The sequence below is a fragment of the Pyxidicoccus sp. M15 genome (genome assembly GCF_056858435.1).
The window spans coordinates 6615162-6636749 of record NZ_CM166495.1 but is presented as its reverse complement, the minus strand read 5'-3'; the positions used below and the strand labels follow the sequence as shown (position 1 = coordinate 6636749).

The window sequence follows — 21588 nt, the reverse complement described above, 5'->3', positions numbered from 1 at the left end:
CGCGAGGTGCGAAGGGGACCGGAGTCCCCCTCGCGGTTGCTCAGCGGGAGTGACTACTCCTGCCACTCCTTGTTGCCGGCCGTCGCGCCGCCCGTGCGGGGGTCGCCATCGGGGCCGCCCTTGATGCCCGTCTTCACCTTCACGCCGATCTTGAGGGCCTTCTCCGCCTTCTCGATGGCCTCGGTCTTCTGCTCGACGCTGGCGTTCTGCTGCTTCTGCGTGTTGCTCATGATGTCCCTGCCTCGTGTTGAGAATCCCGGAGCACGGCGGTTGGAACACTCCAACGCACTGCGAACCGGGGCAGGGAGATGCACTGGGGGGGTGACGAAATCGTATTGAAGCCTTCGTACAACTGTCAACCGATGACCTCTGCCCGCTCACTCCGCCAGCGTGCCGTGCGCGATGAGCAGTTGCGCTCGCGCGTGCCGCTCCACGCAGCGCAGGGTGCGCTCCAGCGAGCCCGGGTCCAACGCGGCGAGGCTCTCGTCGAGGATGACGAGGTGGGCCCCTTGCAGCAGCGCACGGGCGATGAAGAGGCGGCTGCGCTCCCCGTGCGACAGCTGCCAGCCCTGCTCGCCCACGAGCTGGTTGAGCCCTCCGGGCATCCGCTCCAGGAGCGGCCCCAGTCCCAGCTCCCGGCACAGGGCGAGCGCGTCCTCCAGGTCCCCGGCTTGCGGCGGCCAGGCCCTGCCCACCAGCAGGTTGAAGGCGAACGACTCCGTGAAGACGTGGTTCTCGTGCGTCTGGAGGATGGCGGCCACCTGCCGGCCCCAGCCGAGCTCGCCGAGCGTCCCCACGTCCAGCCCCGCGGACAGCAGCAATCCGGAGGTGGGCTGCCGCAGTCCCGACAGCAGCGAGACGAGCGTGGACTTCCCCGCGCCGGAGCTGCCTTCGAGGAGGATGCGGTCTCCCGCGCGAATCTCCAGGTCGACGCCCTGGAGCACCTCCGTGTTCCGGCCCTCGTGCGCGAAGTGGAGGCGCCGGCCTTCCATCAGCGGCGTGCCCGGCGGCAGTGACTCGGGGCCGGGCACGGGCACGGACGCGTCTCCCGCTCCCCAGTCCAGGGCCCCCGCCTTCCAGAGGGGCGCGGTCTGCTTCAGCGCGAGGGCCGCGTCGATGAGCTGGGTGGCTCCCGAGCCCAGCCACGAGAAGGCACGCGAGGCCAGGAGGACGCCGCCCAGGGCGAGCGCGAGCCCCGCCGTGCCCGCCGTGCCGGCGAGGTAGGCGGGCACCAGCGCGCACAGGCCGACGAGCGTCCAGCCCCGCGGCACCAGCGTCAGCAGCAGCGCCTCGGTCCGGTCCATCCGCGCGCACAGCGCCAGGTACCGGTCGAGCGCGGGGTCCTCCTCGTCGTGGAGCCGCTCCGGTGCCTCCTGCACGAGCCGCGTGCGGTGCCCCACGACCTTCTCCACCATGTCGTGCGTCATCGCGATGCGCGCGGCGCTCCACGCACGACGGCGGCGCGCGTGCACGGCGGCCAGGGCGGCGGTGAGCCCCAGCCAGGCCACGAGCGCCAGCACCTGCGTGAGCCCGCCCGCCCCCGTCGCGAGGAGCGTGACGGCGGCGGACAGCTCGAACAGCGCCGCGAGCGCGAGGAAGCCACCGCTCAGCCCGAGGCTCTCCAGCGTGTCCGACTCAAGCGCGAGCCCGAAGAGCCCACCGCTCCCCCGGCGGCGGATGTCCTCGGACGGCATCCGGAGCGCGCCCCAGAGGAGCCGCTGCTTGAAGAGGGCTCCGAAGCCGAGCGCGAAGCGCCCCTGCGTCCAGCCCACGAGCGCGAGCAGCGGCACGAGCGACAGCAGCAGCAGCACCCATGCCTGGAGCGAGCCCCGGTCGAGCCGCCCTCCCAGCTCCCCCCGTCCGGCGAGGTACCAGGTCAGCGCCCAGAGGCCGTAGAGCGCGACGTTGCCCGCGACGAAGAGGCCGAGCTGGCCCCACAGGCGGGAGTGACGGAGCTGGCGCCGGAAGGGGGCGCTGGCGGGCAGCCGGAGCACCCAGCAGCCGCCCACCGGCCGGTCCTTCAGCCACGCCGCGAGCACGTTCTTCCGCGCGCGCTCTCGACGCGCCCCGGGCACGTCCAGCTCCGCCAGCAGCGCGTCCACGCCCAGGCCCGGCTCGCGCTCGGCGGCCCGCCGCAGCCACCCCAACACCGTGGCCATGGGCCGCCTGCGCACGTCCCCGTCCGGGCACAGCACTTCGACGTGCGCGCGCGTGGCGCGGAGGACGGCGAGGAAGCGCGTGGCCTCGCCTCGCGGAGTGAGCTGGAAGAGGGCGGGGGTGGTGCCTGTCAGCAGCCGCTCCACGTCTCCGTGGCGGGCCTCCACCTGGATGACCTCCGTGCCGAGCGAGGGCCCGGCGCGGTCGAACCAGTTCGCCAGCGCGTGGCGCTCGTGGCCGAGCTTCGGCGGTGGCGGCACGCGCGCCAGCGGCTCCGTGTGGTAGCCCGCGCGCGTCGCCAGCCCTTCGAGGGCCTCACCCAGGCGCGTCAGCGGCCAGAAGTCGCTCCAGTCCTCAGCCACGGGGCGGACCTCCGATGCGCAGCGGTGCCGGTGCGCTCTCACGCTCTTCGGGCCGCGCTTCCACGAGCCGGCCCGCGTCCATGCGCCAGTGACGCCACCCGGTGTCGGCCCGCAGCTCGCGCCAGACGGACTGCTCGGCGTCGAGCAGCGCGCGGTAGCGGGAGTGGGGCCGCAGGGCCAGATCCTCCGGGCGGCCGTCCTCGACGATGCGGCCTTCGTGCACGACGAGGACGCGTGGGAAGGCGAGTGTCTCGCGCAGGGCGTGGGTGATGCAGAGCAGCGTCGCGCCGCGCCAGTGGGCCCGCGCGGAGTCCAGCAGCGCGCGCCGCCGCGCCGGGTCCACGCCCCGCAGCGGCTCGTCCATGATGACCAGGCGGACGCCGGGACGCAGCAGCGCGCGGCCCAGCCGCAGCCGCTGGCCCTCGCCACCCGACAGACGCGCGCCGCCTTCGCCGACGTGCTCCTGGAGGCCCTCGCTCTGGCGCTCCAGCACCTCGTGGAGCGTGGCCGCGTGGAGCACGCCCTGGAGGGGCAGCTCCGCGCCGGGTGGGAGGCCATAGCGGAGGTTGTCCAGGAGGCTGCGGTTCCAGAGCTGCAGCGCCGGGTCCACCCACGCCGTCGCGCGGCGCAGCGCCGTGAGCCGCGGCGCGAGCGGCCCTCCATCCACGAGGACCGTGCCTTCGCTCGGCTCGTGGAGGCCGAGCAGCAGGCCCGCCAGCGTGGACTTGCCCGCGCCGGAGGTGCCGACGATGGCCACGTGCTCCCCGGGCGCGAGGGTGAGGTCCACGCCCTGGAGGATGCGCTGCCCCTGGGCCTGGACGACCACACGCCGCAGCTGGATGAAGACACCTTCCGACGGTGGAGGCTCGGTGGCGGGCGGGGCTTCGGGGGCAACCTCCTCGCGGCCGCCGAGCAGCTCCATCAGCCGCGCGGTGCTGTTGCGCATGGGCGGCACCATGCGGGCCAGGGCGGTGAGCTGCTGGGACAGCACGGGGAGCTGGAGCGCCCAGAAGGCGACGAGGAGCACGCCTCCGGAGGAGCCATTGCGGCCGAGGTAGCCCGCCACCATGCCCGCCGCGAGCGCGAAGCCGAGGAGGGCATGCATGGTGTCGAGGCCGATGGAGGCGCCGAGCAGCGAGCGGGCCGCCCGCGCGTACTCGACGAGGAACTCCTCGTGTCGCTGGCGGATGCGCCGGGCGGCGCGGTGGGCGCGGATGGCCGCGCTGCCCAGGAGCGCGTCGAGATAGAAGCGGCCCAGCGCGCCCCGGAGGCTGCGCATGCGCAGGTCTCGCTCGGTGAGCAGGGGATTGGCCAGCGCGGGAAGGGCGAGCGCGGCCAGCGCGGCGAGGACGGGCAGGGGCCAGCCGGGCGGGTCGAGCCAGATGAGGGCCGCCGCGGTGAAGAGGACCTGGAAGACGGCGCGCAGCAGCCGCGCGGCCAGGTGCGCGAGGCTCCGGACCTGGTGGATGCCATGGCACCGGTCCACGAGGTCCGAGGCGAGCCGCGTCTGGAAGTAGCGGTCGTGCAGCCGGGGCAGCTTGCGCAGGAACGCCAACCGCAGGCGCACCTCCACGCGCTGACCGATGCGCGCGAGCATGGGCGCGAGGCTCAGCTCCAGCAGCACGAGCGCGCCCAGGAAGAGGAGCACGGCGGCCGCGGCCCCCAGCCGCTGCTCGGCCAGCCCCAGTCGCGTCCCCGTGGCGAGCAGCCCCCGGAGCAGGAACACCTCGAAGCCCAGCCCGCCCGCCGCGACGAGGACCGCGAGCAGGATGGAGGGGAGGGAGACGCGCCGGTCCTCACGGATGAGCCGGAACACCTCGGCCAGGGGGCCGGGGGACGGTCCACCGAGCGCCGCGCGAGCTTCCGCCGCCGCGCTTCGGGGAGGCACGGATTCCACCGCGCCTGCCGATGCCGCCGTCGCGCTACCGGGGGACGTCGGTGTCGCTCCCGCCGCGCCTGCCGATGCCGCAGCCGCCCGCGTGGGCTCACGGCCGGAGACGCGGATGAGGACCGCGCCCGACATGTGCACCCGGGGCGGGTCCTCGCCGGCGGAGGTGGGCGTGACGGGCCACGGCGAGTCGGGCAGGGCCGAGGAGAGCGCCTCCGGCCCCTGCGTCCTGAAGCGCTCGCACAGCCGCCGCAGCGCGGTGTGGGCTTCCTCACCGGGCCGCAGCGCTCCGGCCTCCACGAGGGACTCGCAGGTGAGGGACGCGGCCTCCAGCGCGGCGATGGCGGTCCACTCCGGGTCCTCCCGGGCCGCGGCGATGAGGCCCACGCCGTCCTCGGGAATGCCAAGACGGCGCAGACGGTGGCGCAGCGGCGTCAGCCCCAGCTCCGAGAGGGCCCAGTCACGCCAGTCGCTCGCGGGGACCTCGGCGGTGTGGACATAGAGCGTGCTGGCGAGCTCCTTCCAGCGGACCCACCTGCGTCCGCTCGCCGGGTCCATGACCTGGATGAACGGGCCATGCCGTCGCCACGCCACCACGAAGTGCGGCGCCCCACCGGGGATGCGCGTCACCAGGATGGCGGGAAGGGCGCGCGCCTCGGGCAGGGCCAGGTGCTCGACGGGCAGCACCACCTGCTCCGCCTCCAGCCCGAGCTCGCGGAGCAGCTCCTCCAGCGTGTCGATGGAGGTGCCATCCACGTCGGTGCCACAGGCGGTGCGCAGCCGCTCGTAGTGGAGCGGGATGCCGAAGCCCGCGCAGAGCGCGTGGATGGACGACGGCCCGCAGTCCATGGCCGACGTCTGGATGACCTCGGGCACGAGCAGGCGGCGGGAGGTGACGGCGGTGGCGCTCACGGCGCGGCTCCGGCCCGCGCCTCCGCGCGACTGGCCGTCCCGAGCAGGCGCCCCGCGCTCCGGAAGAGGAGCCGGTACGGAGACACCTGCTCCACGGCGACCTCCACCGTCCCCGTCATCCCGTGACGCAGGGGGACGGTGGCGCCCTCGGGAGCCTCCACCGCGCACTCGACGCGCACGGTGCCGTCCCGGCTCTCGCCCGCCACCTCCACCACCGTGGCCGGGAGCATGCCGTACTCCGTCCAGGGGAACCCATCCAGGCGCATCTGCGCGGCCTGGCCCGGGCCAATCCGTCCCACGGCGAGGGCCGGGAAGTCGGCGACGATTCTCACGCTTCCGGTGGGAACGAGGGTGGCCAGTGCCTCGTGCTCCTCGATGACGCTCCCCGGGGCAACGGCGGCGAGCTCGCCCACCTCGCCGGCCAGCGAGGCACGGACCTGATGGCGCTCAATCTCATGCGTGAGGCGCGCGAGGGTGGCCTCACTGTGCCGCAGCTCGCCCCGCATGCGGGCAAGCTCGCGACGCAGCTCCTCCAGCCGCGTCTCGCGCTCCAGGTGTCCCACCCGCTGCTGCCGCTTGAGGCGCTCCACGAGGAGCTGCTGTTCCTCCAGGGACGACTGCTGGGCACGCGCCTCGACCTGGAGGCGGCGGGCGTCCAGCTCCGCGGTGAGCCCCTTCTCATGGAGCTCCTGGGAGGACCGGGCCTCCGCCTCGGCCAGCTGGGTGCGCGCCTCGGTGGCACGCTGCTGCGCGCGGGCCGAGTCGAGGGAAATTGCCTCGGCGCGGGTGGCCTCGGTGCCCAGCTCCAGCTCGCGAGCAAGCTGCGCTTCCAGGCGCGGAAGCTGGGCCTGGAGCGACTCCAGGCGGGCCTGCTCCTCGGCGCGCTCGAGGGTGAGGCGCGTCGCGTCCAGCTCGAAGAGGAGGTCTCCGGGCGCCACCTTCGACCCGAGCTTCACGTGCAGCCTGCTCAGCACACCGTCGAGCGGGGCACGGACCTCCTGGGCCCGGTGGGCGACCTCCAGCCGGCCGGCCCGCGTCGTCTCGTAGAGCGTCACCTCCGCAGTGAGGCTCCACACGAGCCAGCCGCCCAGGAGCAGCACGGCGGCGAGCAGCCCGAGCCGCGGCGCGAGTGAAGGTTCCTCCCCGAGGGAGCGCAGCGTGCGTTGGAAGTGGACCGCCATGCCGCGCTCAGGGTGGAGGGGGCGACGCGGGGCGGTGGAGGCAGGCGCCGTGCTCCCGCGAGCGGAAAGGGGGGGCCAACGAGGCCGTGGCTCGCTTCAACCGCATCGTGCGAGTGTTGGCAGACCGGGTGTTGGAATTCAAGCGACCCACCCGGCGCCCCCATGCGCGGGCCCGGGAGCACAGGAGGCGGTGGATGAGACAGAGTGCGAAGGCCTGGAGGGTGCTGGGGTGGGTGCTCCTGCTGGTAGGGACACCGGCACTCGCGGCGAAGGAGGAGAAGGTGGCGGACCCGAAGAAGGCGCCCACGGAGGCGCGCGTGCGGGCACGGGAGCTCGGGGTGGCGCCGGGCATCTTCACGCCGGGGCCGCACAACGGCATCACCGACGTGGCCGGCGTGCGGGTGGGGCACACCACGCTGGTGTCCGGCGACACGGTGCGTACGGGTGTCACGGCCATCCTCCCGCACGGGGGCAACCTGTTCCGCGAGAGGGTGCCCGCCGCCATCCACGTGGCGAACGGCTTCGGTAAATTGCTGGGCAGCACACAGGTAAACGAGCTGGGGGAGCTGGAGTCTCCCGTCTTGCTCACCTGTACGCTGTGCGTCTGGCGGGTGGCGGACGCCCTGGTGGGTTGGATGCTGGAGCAGCCCGGCATGGAGGACGTGCGCTCCATCAACCCGGTGGTGGGCGAGACGAACGACGGGCGTCTCAACGCCATCCGCACGCGGCCGGTGGGGGAAAAGGAGGTGCGGGCGGCGCTCGCGCAGGCGTCCACGGGGCCGGTGGTGGAGGGCAGCGTGGGGGCGGGGACGGGGACGGTGGCCTTCGGGTGGAAGGGTGGCATCGGCACGTCGTCGCGGGTGCTGCCGAAGAAGCTGGGCGGCTACACGGTGGGTGTGCTCGTGCAGTCCAACTTCGGGGGCGTCCTGCAGGTCATGAGCGCGCCAGTGGGCCGGGCGCTGGGGCGGTATGCGTTCCAGAAGGACGTGGAGGAGCGAGGGGACGGGTCCATCATGATGGTGGTGGCCACGGACGCGCCGCTGGAGCACCGGAACCTCCGGAGGCTCGCGGAGCGTGCCACGCTGGGGCTGGGGCGCACGGGCTCCTCGGCGTCGAATGGCTCGGGGGACTACGTCATCGCGTTCTCCACGGCGGACTCGGTGCGCCGGGCCTTCAACGCGGAACGGATGACGGTGGAGACGCTGGGCAACGACGCGCTGTCGCCGCTGTTCCAGGCGGTGGTGGAGGCGACGGAGGAGGCCATCTACAACTCGCTCTTCATGGCCAGCACGGTGAGCGGGAATGGCCAGAAGGTGGATGCGATTCCCCTGTCGGGCGTGCGCGAGGTGCTGCGCCGGCATGGAATCGGGCAGGCTGGGAAACCCTGAGGCACGAGTACGTCGAGGCGCGCATGCACGTCTATCTGAACGGGGAGTTCCTTCCGTTGGAGCAGGCCCGGGTGTCGGTGGAGGACCGGGGCTTCCTCTTCGGGGACGGGGTGTACGAGGTGACGCGGGTGCTCCCGAGCGGCCTGTTCCTGGAGTCGGAGCACTGGGAGCGACTGCAGCGGGGCATCCAGGAGCTGAAGCTGCCGACGCCGGAGGGCTTCAACAAGGCGCAGGTGCGCGGCATCAGTGAGCGGTTGCTGGAGGCCAACGGGCTGACGGGGCGACAGGCGACGGTGTACCTGCAGCTCACCCGTGGCGCCGCGCCGCGCAACCATGCGTTTCCTCCCGCGGGGACTCCGCCGACGCTCTACCTGTCCGCGTCACCGTTCCAGGTGCCGTGGACGCAGCGGAAGGAGGGGGTGAGCGCGCTGATGCTGCCGGACCTGCGCTGGGCGCGGTGTGACTTGAAGACGGTCAACCTGCTGCCGAACATCATGGCCAAGCAGCAGGCGAAAGAAGCGGGCGTCTTCGAGGCCCTGCTCGTGCGCGATGGCTTCATCACCGAGGGGGCCTCCACGAGCGTGTTCGTCGTGATGGATGGCGTGCTGCACACGCACCCGAAGAACCAGCGCATCCTTCCCGGCGTCACCCGGGACCTCGTGCTGGCGCTGGCCCGCGAGCTGGGGATGACGGTGAAGGAGCAGCCGGCGGCGGTGAATGACCGGGGCCACTTCCAGGAGGTGTTCCTCGCCGGCACGACGACGGACGTGCAGCCCGTGGTGGCGTTGAACGGGGCGAAGGTGGGGGAGGGGAAGCCGGGCCCGATGACGCGGGCACTTCAGCGGGCGCTGCTGCAGCGGATGGGGCTGGAGGTGCCTCCGGACCTCGGGGCCTAGGGATGGGCGGCACCGCCCGGGCCTGGTGACCACAGGAGTCCCAGGTCCAGGGGGACAGTCTCGAAGGGGGCCTCGCGTATTACCGTGTTTCCGCCGTACAGGCCCGTCCGCACCCAGCCGTTCTTCCCGCGTCCGTACACTTCCAGGGTGCGACGCACGGGGTCGATGAGCCAGGCGTGCTGCACTCCCTCGCGGTGGTAGACGGGCATCTTGCGAACCCGGTCGATGGTCCGGGTGGAGGGGGAGAGCACCTCGCATAGCCAATCTGGAGCGGCTGTGAGCCAGGGTGTTTCCGGATCGGTCGGCTCAGGAACCCGTTCGCGCCTCCAGCCGGCGACATCCGGGACCAGGATGTTGGGCTCGAAGTGCAGTTCCGGTTCGGTCAGGAACCACCAACCCGCCGGGCCCGTTGGGGGGAGCTCGAAGGCTTGCATGAGCAATCCCCTCACCCGGGATGCGACCCGCAGGTGGCCGACCGCGGGACGGGGTGAGGCGTACAACTCACCCGCGACGATCTCCCCCACCCATCCCGGCGGAAGCGCCTCGATGTCCTCGTAGGACACCGGCTTCTTCCCCTTGTCCTGCCCCATGCGCACGCCTCCCGGAGAAATGACCTGACAGGTTGGCCATATGGCACCCGATGCATTGGGGAGTCAACCTGCCAGGGCGGGAGTCTACGGAGGGGTCTGACATTCACTGCCAGCGCGACTACAGGCCCATGCAATTCGCGTAATACGTCACGCTGCCGGGCCAGTCGCTGAAGATGCCGATGACGCCGACCTGCCGGGCAAGCACATCGAGCGCGACGTACATGTCCCCGTCGTTGTTGATCGCCGGAGCGACGGACTGGAAGTAGAAGCCGCCGCCCGTCTTCAACGGGCCCGCGCGCTCGAAGGACCAGGTGATGATGTCCAGGCCCGCGGCCCGCGCGGCCTTCGCGTACGCGGACGGGACGATCTTCCCCGCCGAGTCCAGCGTGAGGAGCACGTAGATGGGCGGCGCGATGATCTTCACGCCCGAGCCGACCAGCGCGTCCATGCTGGGGACCCAGGTGGTCGGGTTGTTCGGGTCGAAGATGGTGCCCGGGATTTCGTAGCGGCCGTCCAGGTACACGCCCTGCCTGCCGAAGCGGGGCTCATGCTGGAGCCAGTAGAGGACGTCGTTGAGGTCGAACGACTGCGGCCAGACGTCGCTCGGGTCGACGCGGGCCTGCTTGTACTCGTCGATCATCTGCTGGGCGTACTGCTGCTGCGTGTACTCGCCCTGGAACGGCATGGGGACGCTGGGGGCCTTGAGCTCCGGCGTGAACTTCACGTCGAGCTTCTTGAACAGCTCGATGCTCTCCTTGTGGGACAGGACGGTGCCGCAGGTGGAGTACAGGTCCGTGCGCCAGGTGGCCGTGCCCCCGAGGTACTGGGCCACCGTGGTGGCCGCCGGGTTGGAGGCGTCCATCTTCCCGCAGAGCTGCTTGAACTCGGCGAGGGTGATGTCGCTGGTGCAGCAGAGCGCCGAGGCCGCGCGGCCCGTGGTGGGATTCGCCGGCAGGAAGGGCTGCGTGCACTTCGCGGCCAGCGCGGGGATGGCGAGGATGTTGGTGGTGGTGTGCAGGTCACACTGCGAATGGCGGCACACGAGCTGCCGGTCCTTCGTGAAGGTGACGTCGCACTCCAGGATGCCGGCGCCCATGCGGGCCGCGGCCTCGTAGGACTCCTTGGTGTGCTCGGGGAACTGGAGCGGGGCGCCCCGGTGCCCGATGGAGAACTCCGTCTTGTAGAACGGGCCCTCGGAGCACTGCTGGAGCTTCCGCTTGAGGGGGCTCTCGTCCATGTCGTCGACGAGGTAGTACGGGCGCGGGCCCACCTGCACGTTGAGGCGGCGTGGAGGCTTGAGCTCGTTGTCCCTGGCGGACACGACGGCAGGGGAGGCGAAGCACGCGGTGAGCGTCACCGCGGCAAGGGTCATCAGTCTCGTCGGAGTCATGAGGCGCACGGCTCCTTGCGGGAGTTCGGGGTCGGAAACCGCGCGCACCTTGCAACTCCTCGCTAGAACCGTGACGTCAAGAGTCCGCCACGTTTCCACGGCGGACTCGTGAGCAACGACTCAGTCCTTCCCCGCACCCTTCGGAGGCCCCTCGCCACCCATGGGCGACAGCGCCGCGGTCAGTGCACCGGCCTGCTCGTGCGCCATCTTGTCTCGCGGGCTCCGGTAGTACTGCATGGGCGAGTGGTGCAGGAAGTTCGACACGCGGCTCGTGTACAGACAGGCGTACTGCTCCACCTGGTACCCGAAGCGGCTGTTCTCGTTGCCCTCCTTGAACAGCAGTCCCCAGTACGGGTTGAAGCCCTCTTCGACGTCCTGCTCCAGCGTGTCCGCGATCTCGTTCGCGTCCTTCAGCGCCCGGCGCATCCGGTCCAGCTCGAACTTCGTCTGCTTCCGGAGCTCCTCCGCCTGCACGCGCTCCGTCGGAGACAGCGGCTCTCTATCCAGCCTGCGCTCCAGCGTGTTCAGCAGCGTCTTGTGGTGGTTCACCTCGTCGTCCAGACGCTCGCGCACCACCTCCACCTGCGACAGCGTGCCAATCTCCTCCTGCCGCGAGTCCGTGTAGGTGATCTCGTCTTCAATCTCCTGCACCACCATGCACGTGCGCCACAGTGACGACTTCTTCGACTTCAGGATGTCGCCGTAGATGTGGTCCCCCACGTAGAGGATGTTCTCCCCGCGGTACCCCGTCAGCTCCTCGAACCGCGCCAGGTTGCCGCCCGAGTACACCTTGCCCCGGTCCAGCGAGCTCGCCTCGCCGATGACGCGGCCGTGCTCGGTCGTCGCATCCAGCTCCAGGAAGGGACGCCCCTCCGTGAAGAACCCCGGCTTGCCCGCCGCCGTCACCACCACGTCGAAGTAGTTGCGCCAGCTCGGGTACTCCGCCAGCTGCCCGTCCAGCAGGTACTTCATCATCGCGTCCGTGTAGTCCCACGCCGAGTTCGTCAGCAGGAACAGCCGCTTCCCACCCGAGCGCAGCTTGTGCAACGCCGGCCCCAGCTCCGGGTCCAGGAACACGTAGCGCCCCAGGTCCTTGCGCACCTCGAACTTCAGCGAGTTGTCCCGGTGAATCGTGTCGATGGCCTCGCGGATGTCGTCGTACAGCTTCCCGTAGTCCACCCGCTGCCCGAGCGACTCCATCAGCTCGATGATGCCCGCGAACAGGCACGTCTCCGGCAGCGCGAAGAGCGTGTCGTTCCACGCGAACTGCGGGTTGCGCAGCCGCACCCGCTTGTTGCGGTACAGCTCGCGCCACACCTCGAGCTTCAGCGGGCGCAGCCCGTGGTACGCACGCCCCACGTGGCCGAAGCGGTCCATCTTCAGGATGTTTCCGTTGACGCGGTCCACCGCCAGCCCGCGCATCACGAAGTGGTGGTCATAGAGCAGGCCGCCCACCATCGGCGGGTAGCCGTACTCGGTCACCAGCTTCGCCAGCGTCATGTCGAACGAGAGCTGCTCCAGCCGGCGCATGTGGTAGATGGCCAGCGTGTAGTCCATGTCGAAGCCGATCAGCTCCAGGCTCGACATGCGCAGGTTGCGGTTGACGAACACCTCCCGCGCCCGCGGCACCACGTTCTGCCGCTCGCGCGGCAGGGTGAGCAGCCGGGTGAGCCCCTCGTCGGCCAGCAGCTCCTGGGCGCGTCGTGAGGCGTTCGCCGCTCGCGCCTGGTTGAGTGGAGAACGAAAACTCCCGTGAAGCGGGTCCTGCATGGGCCCGCCCGGGATGGGTCGGAAGGGGGAGAGGGTCTGTGGCACGGGACATCAACACATAGCACGCGCGTGTCCCCTCGGCTCGTCCTTGCCGGGTCCAGAGAGAGCGTGGCACGCTCACCCCCTGCAATGCGCTCGCCCGCCCGACGCCAGCCCTCGGAAGATGCCGAGGAGGTCCATGCGCGCCTGTCCGCCCGGATCGCCGCGCTCGAAGACCGGGTGCGACTCCTGGAGGCCCGGCTCCGCGTGAGCGCCCGTGCGCCCACGGCCGCCGTCCGGCTGGCCTCCAGGCGGACCGACGAGCCTTCGCGTCCCGCCCGCGCGCGGCCTCGCTGCCCCGGCTGTACCCTGGAGCTTCCCAAGGGACGGCGCGGTGAGTCGTGCGTCTGGTGCGGCTTCGTCTTCTCCGCCGTGTCCCGGCGCCGCCCGACACGAAAGAAGCGATGAGCGCCACCTACAGACTGACGGGTCGCATCGAGGCCGGCGAGCTCGCGGAGCTGTACGAGGGCCTCCACCTCCCCGCGACGGAAGTGGTGGTGAAGCTCTTCCACCCCAAGACGTCGGACCCCGCCTACGCGCTGGACCTCGCGGAGACGACGCGGCTGCTCCAGTCCGTGCGCCACCCCGGCATCCTCCACGTGGTGGACATCGGCGTCGTGCGCCAGCGGCTCGCCGTGGTGCGCGAGGACGTGGAGGGCTTCACGCTCGGCACCGCGCTGCAGCGGCTCCACACGAAGGAAGTGGTGCTGCCTCCCGCGGTGGCGCTCCACATCGTCATCCAGTTGCTCGAGGCCGTGCAGCAGGCCCATGAGGCCGGCGTCCTCCACGGCGCCCTCACGCCGGGCAACGTGGTGCTGGCGCGCGACGGCACGCCCGCGGTGTGTGACTTCGGCGCGCTGCGCGCCCTCATGGCGGTGCCGCAGCTGCGCCGCTCGTTCGCCAACCGGGGCCGCGGCACGTACCGCTCGCCCGAGGTGACGCGCGGCGAGGCCTACACCGAGCAGTCCGACGTCTACTCCCTGGGCGCCATCGCCTACGAGCTGCTCACGCAGCGCGAGCCCGTGGTGGCGGGCGGCGGGGGCGTGTCCACGCGCCGCAGCGAGGCGCTGCCTCCGCCCAGCCGGTTGGACCGGCGCATCAACGCGCGGTTGGACCCGCTCATCCTCCGCGCGCTCGACCCGAGCCCCCAGCGGCGCTTCCGCTCGTGCGGCGAGTTCGCCTCGTCCCTGCGCAACTTCCTCTCCGCGAGCGGCGGCCTGCCGAGCGTGGACGACGTGCGCCGCTTCGTGGGCGAGCTGTTCCCCAACGAGGTGAGCCTCGCCGGGACGGTGGGGCCCGCGCCGTTCAAGGAGACCTTCACCCTGGAGCCCATCTCCGGCGCGGAGATGGACGACCTCCACGCCGAAGAGCCCGAGGCCTCCATCATCCAGCGCGCGCCGTTCAGCCGCGCGCTCTCCGAGGAGGAGTCCGGCGCGGACACCCAGGAGGCGGCCGAGCCCGCCTTCGAGGCGTACCGCCCGGAGGACTACGAGCCGGACATCGCGAGGCCCCAGACGCGCACCCGCGCGCCCGAGGCCTCCGCACAGCGAGAGGCTCCGGTGGGGGAGGGCGAGACGACGGGGCCGGGCCAGGCCGGTCCGCTGGAGCGCGGCTGGGAGGCCCCGCCGGGCGCCGCGCCGGCCAGGCCGCGCCGGCAGTTGGTGCCCCAGGGCGGGGCCAACGGGCAGCAGGGCACCCGCGTCGGCGCGCGCAACGCGCGCATGCGGATGGTGGAGGACTTCTCCGGGCCGAGCCCTTCCGAGGACGACGAGGAGCTGTCCGTCTCCGTCTCGACGTCCGGCCGCCGCAACGTCCGGCCGCGCCGCCCGGCCGCCGAGCGCGCTTCCCGTTCGCTGCCCGAGCCGTTTCCCGCCTCCGCGCGCCCGGAGGCGAGGGTGCGCGACGACATCCCCATGCCGCCGCCGTCGGAGCCCCACTCCGAGCGGCTGCTCACGGACGAGATGGACCTGTCCGGCGCCACCCGGCGGCGCGGGAGGATGGTGGCCATCGCCGGCGCGCTGGCCCTGGTGGGGCTCATCAGCTTCGCCATCGCCGCGTGGCGGCTCGGCGGACAGGCCGGGGAGGGCAATCCCTCCATCCCGGCCCCGGACCTCTCGGCACAGGTGCCGGAAGCGCAGGGGCCGACGCCCCCCATTCCGGTGCCGCGGCCTCCGCCCCCGCCGGAGCCCGTGAAGCCGGAGGAGCCCGTCCGTCAGGCCGCGCAGGACGTCTCCCCGGCGGAGGACGAAGACGCCTCCGAGGCGAAGCTCCCGCCGAAGTCCCAGCGCGCGTACGTCACCATCGCCACCAACGGGCCGGCGCGGGTGTACGTCGACGGGGCGCGGGTGGCCGGGCTCGCGCCGCTGTCCCGCCTCCCCATCAAGGCGGGCACGCGGCTCATCCGGCTGGTGTCCGTCGCCACCGGCGAGGCGCAGGACTCCGAGTTGCGCTTCACGCGCGGGCAGCACCGCAAGCTGGTGGTGAACTTCGTCAATGCTCCGAGACGGTGACTCCATGGACCGGACCCGCATCTTCGTCGTCGAGGACCAGCCGCAGCTCCTGAAGAACCTGGTCAAGGTGCTGGGCACCTTCCCCGAGCTGGAGGTGGTGGGCACCTCGCAGGAGGGTGAGTCCGCGGTGGAGGCCATCCTCGAGGTGAAGCCGCAGCTCGTGCTGCTGGACCTGGAGCTGCCGGGCATCAACGGCATCCAGGTGACGCAGCGGGTGAAGCGCCGCGCGCCCGACGTGGAGATCCTCATCCTCACGTCCTTCGACGACGAGCAGAAGGTGTACGAGGCCATCCAGGCCGGGGCGTCCGGCTACCTCGTCAAGCGCGTGGGGCCGGAGAAGATCCGCTCCGGCATCCAGGAGGTGATGCTGGGCGGCACCGTGCTGGAGCCCATCATCGCCCGCCGCTTCTGGAACTACTTCCAGTCCGTCTCCGTACAAGCGAAGCCGGCCTCGCCGGAGAAGAAGGCGGACAACCCCTGGGCCCTCACGCCCACGGAGTTCGAGGTGCTGCGCTACGTGGCCAAGGGCCTGTCCAACGCCGAGGTGGGGCAGGTGATGACGCTGGAGCGGCGCACCGTGCGCACCCACCTGTCACATATCTACCGGAAGATGGGCGTCAACTCTCACGTAGAGGCCGTCGTGATGGCCCTGCGTGCGGGCGTCGTGGATCTATAGCCGCGCTCTGGGTACGGTGGGGGCCTATGCGCAAGGCTTCCCAAGTCACTGCCCCCGCTCGCGCGGCGGATCCCGCCCTCGAGTCCCTGTTCGACGTGCACGAGGCCACGCTGCCCAACGGCCTCCAGGTGCGGTTGCTGGCCAACCACCAGGCCCCGGTGGTCAGCCTCTACACCTTCTTCCAGGTCGGCAGCCGCAACGAGCGGCCCGGCATCACCGGCATCAGCCACCTGTTCGAGCACATGATGTTCAACGGGGCGAAGAAGTACGGCCCCAAGATGTTCGACAAGACGCTGGAGTCCAGCGGCGGCCGCTCCAACGCGTACACGTCCAATGACATGACGGTGTACTACGACGACTTCGCCGCCGACTCGCTGGAGACGGTGCTGGACCTGGAGTCGGACCGGATGCGCTCGCTGCGCATCTCCCAGGACACGCTGACCAGCGAGCGCGAGGTGGTGAAGGAGGAGCGCCGCGTCCGCGTGGACAACGACATCGCGGGCATCATGGACGAGGAATTGGGCACGCTCGTCTACAAGGCGCACCCGTACCGCTGGCCCGTCATCGGGTGGATGGCGGACATCGAGAACATCACCCGCGAGGACTGCCAGGAGTACTTCCGCACGTACTACGCGCCCAACAACGCGGTGCTCTACATCGTGGGGGACATCGACCCGAAGAAGACGCTGGCCCTGGTGCGCAAGTACTACGGGAACATCCCCCGCGGCCCCGCGCCCGCGAAGGTGCTCAACGCGGAGCCGGAGCAGAAGGGCGAGCGCCGCGCGCTGGTGCGCCACCCCGCGCAGTCGCCCGCGCTGATGCTCGGCTTCCGCGGCCCCTCCGCGCGCGAGGACGACACCTTCACCCTGGACGTGGCGCAGTACGTGCTGACGAAGGGGGAGGGGAGCCGGCTGGTGCGCTCGCTGGTGTACGAGCAGAAGCTGTGCGTCTCCATCATGCTCGACTGGAGCTGGCGCATCGACCCGGGCACCATCCTCTTCTACCTGGAGCTGAAGCCGGACTCCGACCCGCAGAAGGTGGAGGCCGCATTGTACGCGGAGCTGGAGAAGCTGGCCCGCGAAGGCATCACCGACCGCGAGCTGCAGAAGGCGCAGAACAACCTGCGCGCGGACCACATGCGCGAGCTGGCCACCAACAACGGCCGCGCCCACGCGCTGGGCCACTACGAGGCGCTGCTGGGTGACTGGCGCCGCCTGCTCACGCTGCCCAATGCCTACTCGTCCATCACCAACGACATGGTGAAGGCCGCCGCGGCGAAGTACTTCGCCCCGGAGCGCCGCTCCGTGGTGACGCTGCTGCCCGCCCCCTCCGAGGCCTGAACCAGAAAGCCCCAATGCCCATGGCCTCTCGCAAGAGCTCCTCCCTGAAGACCTCCGTGAAGTCCACCGTCGCCCGCGCCGTGAAGGCCCCCGCCCGGGCCCTCAAGCGCGCCACCCGCAAGGCGGCCTCCGGACGGACGGCCTCGCCCCGCAAGGCGGCGAAGGCGTCCACCGGCGCACTGAAGCTGCCCACGCTGCACGAGAGCACGACGTCCAGCGGGCTGAAGGTGATTGCCGCCGAGCGCGGCCCGCTGCCGCTGGTGTCCATGCGGCTGGTGCTGCGCGCCGGCAGCGCCACCGACCCCGAGGGCAAGCACGGCCTGGCGGACTTCACCGCCCGGCTGCTGCGCCGGGGCACGCGCCGCCTCACCGCGCAGGCCATCGACGAGACGGTGGAGTTCGTCGGCGCCAGCCTGGGCGTGGGCGTGGGCGAAGACACCCTGTCCATTGCCCTCACCACGCCGGCCGAGCACTTCGCCCAGATGCTGGGCGTGCTGGGCCAGTTGGTGCGCGAGCCCACCTTCCCCCAGTCCGAGGTGGACGACGCGCGCGAGCGCGCCCTGGCCCAGTTCTCCAACGATCTGGACGACCCGTCCGTCATCGCCGACCGGGCGATGGTGCGCGCGCTCTGGGGTGACCATCCGTACGGGCACGACGTGGGCGGCTCGTCGCGCACGGTGCGCACCTTCACCCGCGACGACGTGGTGCGCTTCCACCAGGAGCGCATGGGCCCGAAGGTGGCCATGCTCGTCGTGGTGGGCGCGGTGAAGCCGGAGCGCGTGGCCGCGGCGGCGGAGGAGGCCTTCGTCGGCTGGACGGGCGGGCCGGACGCGCCGCCCACCGTGCCGCCGCTGAAGCGCATTCCGCAGGCCGGGCGCGTGCTGCTGGTGGACAAGCCGGACCAGACGCAGTCCCAGGTGCGCCTGGGCGGCCCCGGCTTCCGCATGGGGCACGAGGACTACTTCCCGGCCACGGCGATGAACATCGCCCTGGGCGGCGGCTTCACGTCGCGGCTGATGAACGAGATTCGCGTCAACCGCGGCCTCACCTACGGCGTCAGCTCCTGGTTCGACGCGATGAACGCGGGCGGCGTCTTCGCGCTGTCCACCTTCACGAAGACGGCCTCCACGCGCGAAATCATCGACGTGGCGCTGGGGGAGATTCGCGGCGTCCGCGAGAAGGGGCTCAAGCCGAAGGAGCTGGCGGACGCGCAGGCGTACCTCGCCGGCCTCTACCCGCTGCGCACGGAGACGAACGAGTCCATTGCCGGCAGCATCGCCGACACGCGCATCCATGGGCTGGGCGATGACTGGGTGGAGAAGTTCCGAGATCGGCTGCGCGCGGTGACGCCGAAGCAGGTGGCCGCGGTGGCGAAGAAGTACTGCCTGGCGGATCCGCCCGCCGTGGTGGTGCTGGGCCGCGCGGAGGAGGTGAAGAAGCACCTCAAGGGCCTGGGCCCCATCACCGTGGTGCCCGCGTCGGAGTACGAGTGACGGACGCCCGCATCCTCTTCGAGGGCGGGGGCGTGCTCGTGGTGGACAAGCCGCCCGGGGTGCCGGTCATCCCCGGGCGTGACGGTGGGCACTCGCTGCGAGACGCGCTCGAAGCGCAGCGGGGCCAGAAGGTGTTCGTGGTGCACCGGCTGGACAGGGACACGTCCGGGGTCCTCGTCTTCGCGCTGGACGCGGCGGTGCACCGCGCCCTCTCCGTGGCCTTCGAGTCCGGCAAGGTGCGCAAGCGCTACCTGGCGCTGGTGGAGGGCCGGCTGGAGGCGCCGCGCCTGGTGGACGCGCCGCTGGTGGCCGCGCGCAAGGGCCGCATGCGCGTGGCCCGTCCGGGAGAGCCGGACGCCAAGGCGTCGCGCACGCGGGTGCGGCCGGTGGAGCCCTTCGAGAAGGCGTCGCTGGTGGAGGCCGAGCCCCTCACCGGGCGCACCCACCAGATTCGCGTGCACCTCCTGTCCCTGGGGCACCCGCTGCTGATGGACCACCAGTACGGCCGCGACGCGGCGCTGACGGAGAAGGACCTGGGCGGGGAAGGGGAGGCGGTGGTGCTCGCGCGGACGCCGCTGCACGCGGCGCGCGTGGAGTGGCCCGCGCTGCCCGGCGTGGAGGCCCGCGCGGTGGAGGCGCCGCTGCCCGGGGACATGCTGCGCGCCCGGGAGCTGCTGCGCCGCGCGGCGGCTACTGCACCTTGAAGCCGTTGCTGGTGCCCTGGGCACCGTAGGCATCCGTCACCGTGAGCTTCACGTTGCCGCCGTGCGCGTCCACGGTGACGAGCTGCACGCACAGGCCGAAGTCGAACGGGCCCAGCTTGAGGGGGCTCACGCCGCCGTTCTGCTTGTTGACGGTCAGCTCCACGCTGTCCTGGAAGTGCCCGGCGCGCGGCCCCAGGGCGCGGACGGTGACGAGGAAGGGGACGCCGCGCCGCTGGTCTCCCAGCGCGTCCAGCTCGAAGCCGGTGATGTCTCCCGGGAGGATGGGGTCGAAGGGGCCGGGTCCGCCGTCGGGCACCGTCACGACTCCCGAGTCCGGGGCCGTCCCCGCGTCCTCGGGCGAGCCTCCATCCAGCATGATGAGGGGACCCCCGTCCTCGCCTTCGGGGACGTCCACCGTTCCCGAATCGGTGACCTGCCGGTCGTCTTCCCAGTGGATGAGGGTGAGGACGGAGGAGCGCGTCGACTCGCGCCCGTCGGACAGCGCGACGCGGACGTCGTAGCTGCCGGTGTCGAGCGCTTCGGGCACATCCACCTTCAGGGTACCGTCCTCCTCCACCAAGGATACGTGGGCCTCCTCGGAGCCAATCCACACCCGCGCGGCGTCGGTGCGCACCTGCTCCTCGCCGTAGTCCACGCGGACGGGAATCACCGCGTCGAGCGACACCTGGACGGGGGCGCGCAGCTCGACGGGGACCTCGCGGGGCACGCCGACCTGGTTGGGGGTGACGGAGAGGATGTCCGGGGCGGGCAGGGTCGTGCTGGAGTCGCAGGCGCAGAGCAGCGCGGCGACGAGCAGCGCGGTGGCCCGCCCCGGGCTCATGGCTCGAACCTCGCGCCGAGCAGCCCGCTCAGGCCGCCGAGCTGCGCGTCCAGCCAGGGCGTGCGCGCGGGCGCCCACGCACCACGCACCTCCGCCAGCGCGCTCCAGCGCCCGAGTCGGTACGCCCCCTGTACGGAGAGGAACCCCATCCCCGCCAGCTTGCTCTCTTTCAGGTCTTCCTGGAAGTCGCTGCGGAGCTGGTGCCGGAAAGGCAGCAGTCCTCCTCCTGCTCGCCCGTGCAGGGAGAAAGCGGCACGCTGGAAAATGACACCCCGCACCGAGAGGAGCACCGGCACCGCCAGCACGCGTGAGCTCACCGTCCCCAACGCGTCCACGCTCCCGTCGAAGGTGGCGCTGCGCAGGCCCGCCTCGAGCTCGGCGGCGAAGCGCCCTCCCCACCATGGCGGTGACAGGGAGGCGCCCACCGCGCCCGCGGGCCCCGTGTTCGCCCCGCTCGCGATGGCGCCACCCGCGAGCACGAAGACGGAGGGCCGCCAGGGCCCTGTCACAGGGGGGGCGGGCGTTGGCGTTTCGGGCCGTGGCGCCGGAGCGGGAGGCGGCACCACCACCACCGGCACGCGCATCACCTCCGCCACCGCGCGAGCCCGGTCCTCGTGCCCCTTGCGGCGCACCGTCACGGTGACGGCGGTGGCGTCCGGCGCGGGCGTGACGCGGTAGCGCAGCGGCGTGCCCTCCGAAACGGCGAACGGTGTCGCGCCGGCGGAGGGATGCACGAGGGCGCGCGTGGAGGGGCCTTCACCCTCGGACAGCATGGCGCCCTCCGCCGACACCTCCAGCGCGTCCGCGAGCAGGCCCTCTTCACCGGCGACGAGCAGCCAGCCGCCCTCGTTGACGGGGAGGGGCGCTGGCGTGAGGGCCGCGACGAGCGGCACCTCCTGCGGCGGGTCCAGGGGAATGGTGGCGCGGGTGCGCAGCGTCTCGCGCGTGGCCAGCACGCTCGCGGAGCGGGCCCCGGGAGGCACCTCCACCGGCACGCGGGCCCGGCCGCGGTCATTCGCCTGCACGGGGCCGAAGCGCGTGTCGCCCACCTCCACCACCACGCTGGCCCCGGCCGCGGTGGACACGTCCAGTTGCGTCTTGCCCAGCAGCGGAATGCGGATGACGGCCGGGTCCAGGGGGGCCTGCGCGCCGCCTTCCAGCCAGAAGGCGAGCACCGCCACCAGCGGGTAGCGCACGGAAGGGGGCGTCCACTCGAAGGCGCGCACCTCGCCGCCTTCCATCCGCTCCCGGGCGAAGGTGCCGGAAGAGGCGGCGCCGCGTACGGGGCCGGAGCCCGGGGGGACACGCACCTCCACCGTCACCCGCGTGTCCTGGCCAAGCACCACCCGTGCCGGCGTCCAGGACACCGTCACTCCGGGCGGGGCCGCCCACGTGAGGGGGGCGGCGAGAAGCAGCAGGAGGAGGGGAAGGAGACGCATGCTCACGAACCG

General features: G+C 71.8%; 16 protein-coding genes. 7 read left to right on the top strand and 9 right to left on the bottom strand.

Annotated features, from left to right (window positions below; translation table 11 throughout):
* Positions 1-53: 53 nt before the first annotated feature.
* The 4 genes from ACX9TP_RS24755 to ACX9TP_RS24740 form a co-directional block, all read right to left on the bottom strand.
* Positions 54-230: a hypothetical protein gene (locus ACX9TP_RS24755; RefSeq protein ID WP_482973078.1), complete on the bottom strand. Its 177-nt coding sequence runs from the start codon at positions 228-230 to the stop codon at positions 54-56.
* A 147-nt stretch (positions 231-377) separates the two neighbouring features.
* Positions 378-2519, bottom strand: a complete 2142-nt coding sequence (locus tag ACX9TP_RS24750; RefSeq protein ID WP_482973077.1) for an ATP-binding cassette domain-containing protein — start codon at positions 2517-2519, stop codon at positions 378-380.
* Positions 2512-5319: an ATP-binding cassette domain-containing protein gene (locus ACX9TP_RS24745; protein ID WP_482973076.1), complete on the bottom strand. Its 2808-nt coding sequence runs from the start codon at positions 5317-5319 to the stop codon at positions 2512-2514. The genes ACX9TP_RS24750 and ACX9TP_RS24745 overlap by 8 nt, the downstream gene beginning before the upstream one ends.
* Complete coding sequence (locus tag ACX9TP_RS24740) at positions 5316-6500, bottom strand: HlyD family secretion protein (RefSeq protein WP_482973075.1); 1185 nt, start codon at positions 6498-6500, stop codon at positions 5316-5318. The genes ACX9TP_RS24745 and ACX9TP_RS24740 overlap by 4 nt, the downstream gene beginning before the upstream one ends.
* Before the next feature lie 194 nt (positions 6501-6694).
* Here ACX9TP_RS24740 and ACX9TP_RS24735 point away from each other — a divergent pair, with 194 nt between their 5' ends.
* Together ACX9TP_RS24735 and ACX9TP_RS24730 are read left to right on the top strand one after the other, a co-directional pair.
* Entirely contained in the window at positions 6695-7888 is a 1194-nt protein-coding gene (locus ACX9TP_RS24735) for a DmpA family aminopeptidase (protein WP_482973074.1), read from the top strand.
* 23 nt (positions 7889-7911) lie between these two features.
* Entirely contained in the window at positions 7912-8784 is an 873-nt protein-coding gene (locus ACX9TP_RS24730; protein WP_482973073.1) for an aminotransferase class IV, read from the top strand.
* On the opposite strand, the gene ACX9TP_RS24725 is transcribed toward ACX9TP_RS24730, so the two are convergent.
* The 3 genes from ACX9TP_RS24725 to ACX9TP_RS24715 all read right to left on the bottom strand — a co-directional run bounded on the left by ACX9TP_RS24725 (position 8781) and on the right by ACX9TP_RS24715 (position 12534).
* On the bottom strand, positions 8781-9374 hold the full coding sequence (locus ACX9TP_RS24725; RefSeq protein WP_482973072.1) for a Uma2 family endonuclease: 594 nt from the start codon (positions 9372-9374) through the stop codon (positions 8781-8783). The genes ACX9TP_RS24730 and ACX9TP_RS24725 overlap by 4 nt on opposite strands.
* 118 nt (positions 9375-9492) lie before the next feature.
* Positions 9493-10764, bottom strand: coding sequence for a glycerophosphodiester phosphodiesterase family protein (locus tag ACX9TP_RS24720; RefSeq protein ID WP_482973071.1), 1272 nt, complete (start codon positions 10762-10764; stop codon positions 9493-9495).
* A 120-nt stretch (positions 10765-10884) separates the two neighbouring features.
* Entirely contained in the window at positions 10885-12534 is a 1650-nt protein-coding gene (locus tag ACX9TP_RS24715) for an HAD-IG family 5'-nucleotidase (protein ID WP_482973070.1), read from the bottom strand.
* A 443-nt stretch (positions 12535-12977) separates the two neighbouring features.
* On the opposite strand from ACX9TP_RS24715, the gene ACX9TP_RS24710 reads away from it, so the two are divergent.
* From ACX9TP_RS24710 to ACX9TP_RS24690, 5 genes are read left to right on the top strand one after another with little or no spacing between them, the layout of a single operon-like run.
* Entirely contained in the window at positions 12978-15083 is a 2106-nt protein-coding gene (locus tag ACX9TP_RS24710; protein ID WP_482973069.1) for a serine/threonine-protein kinase, read from the top strand.
* A gap of 4 nt (positions 15084-15087) precedes the next feature.
* The gene (locus ACX9TP_RS24705) at positions 15088-15759 is read left to right on the top strand and encodes a response regulator (RefSeq protein WP_482982218.1); all 672 of its coding nucleotides are present in this window, start codon (positions 15088-15090) and stop codon (positions 15757-15759) included.
* A gap of 26 nt (positions 15760-15785) precedes the next feature.
* A complete protein-coding gene (locus ACX9TP_RS24700; RefSeq protein WP_482973068.1) occupies positions 15786-17099 on the top strand; it encodes a M16 family metallopeptidase in 1314 nt (437 codons plus the stop codon).
* 20 nt (positions 17100-17119) lie between these two features.
* Complete coding sequence (locus ACX9TP_RS24695) at positions 17120-18592, top strand: M16 family metallopeptidase (RefSeq protein WP_482973067.1); 1473 nt, start codon at positions 17120-17122, stop codon at positions 18590-18592.
* Positions 18589-19296 carry an RluA family pseudouridine synthase gene (locus ACX9TP_RS24690; RefSeq protein WP_482973066.1) on the top strand — a complete coding sequence of 236 codons (708 nt, stop codon included), beginning with the start codon at positions 18589-18591 and terminating at the stop codon, positions 19294-19296. Before ACX9TP_RS24695 ends, ACX9TP_RS24690 begins: the two co-directional genes overlap by 4 nt.
* Here ACX9TP_RS24690 and ACX9TP_RS24685 read toward each other — a convergent pair.
* Positions 19283-20137, bottom strand: a complete 855-nt coding sequence (locus ACX9TP_RS24685) for a hypothetical protein (RefSeq protein ID WP_482973065.1) — start codon at positions 20135-20137, stop codon at positions 19283-19285. The genes ACX9TP_RS24690 and ACX9TP_RS24685 overlap by 14 nt on opposite strands.
* Complete coding sequence (locus tag ACX9TP_RS24680; protein WP_482973064.1) at positions 20134-21576, bottom strand: hypothetical protein; 1443 nt, start codon at positions 21574-21576, stop codon at positions 20134-20136. The genes ACX9TP_RS24685 and ACX9TP_RS24680 overlap by 4 nt, the downstream gene beginning before the upstream one ends.
* Positions 21577-21588 lie beyond the last annotated feature (12 nt).

Coding starts and splice junctions, on each gene's coding strand:
- ACX9TP_RS24755 (WP_482973078.1), bottom strand. CDS start 230: ATGAGCAACACGCAGAAGCAGCAGAACGCCAGCGTCGAGCAGAAGACC.
- ACX9TP_RS24740 (WP_482973075.1), bottom strand. CDS start 6,500: ATGGCGGTCCACTTCCAACGCACGCTGCGCTCCCTCGGGGAGGAACCT.
- ACX9TP_RS24735 (WP_482973074.1), top strand. CDS start 6,695: ATGAGACAGAGTGCGAAGGCCTGGAGGGTGCTGGGGTGGGTGCTCCTG.
- ACX9TP_RS24730 (WP_482973073.1), top strand. CDS start 7,912: ATGCACGTCTATCTGAACGGGGAGTTCCTTCCGTTGGAGCAGGCCCGG.
- ACX9TP_RS24725 (WP_482973072.1), bottom strand. CDS start 9,374: ATGGGGCAGGACAAGGGGAAGAAGCCGGTGTCCTACGAGGACATCGAG.
- ACX9TP_RS24720 (WP_482973071.1), bottom strand. CDS start 10,764: ATGACTCCGACGAGACTGATGACCCTTGCCGCGGTGACGCTCACCGCG.
- ACX9TP_RS24715 (WP_482973070.1), bottom strand. CDS start 12,534: ATGCAGGACCCGCTTCACGGGAGTTTTCGTTCTCCACTCAACCAGGCG.
- ACX9TP_RS24710 (WP_482973069.1), top strand. CDS start 12,978: ATGAGCGCCACCTACAGACTGACGGGTCGCATCGAGGCCGGCGAGCTC.
- ACX9TP_RS24705 (WP_482982218.1), top strand. CDS start 15,088: ATGGACCGGACCCGCATCTTCGTCGTCGAGGACCAGCCGCAGCTCCTG.
- ACX9TP_RS24700 (WP_482973068.1), top strand. CDS start 15,786: ATGCGCAAGGCTTCCCAAGTCACTGCCCCCGCTCGCGCGGCGGATCCC.
- ACX9TP_RS24695 (WP_482973067.1), top strand. CDS start 17,120: ATGGCCTCTCGCAAGAGCTCCTCCCTGAAGACCTCCGTGAAGTCCACC.
- ACX9TP_RS24685 (WP_482973065.1), bottom strand. CDS start 20,137: ATGAGCCCGGGGCGGGCCACCGCGCTGCTCGTCGCCGCGCTGCTCTGC.
- ACX9TP_RS24680 (WP_482973064.1), bottom strand. CDS start 21,576: ATGCGTCTCCTTCCCCTCCTCCTGCTGCTTCTCGCCGCCCCCCTCACG.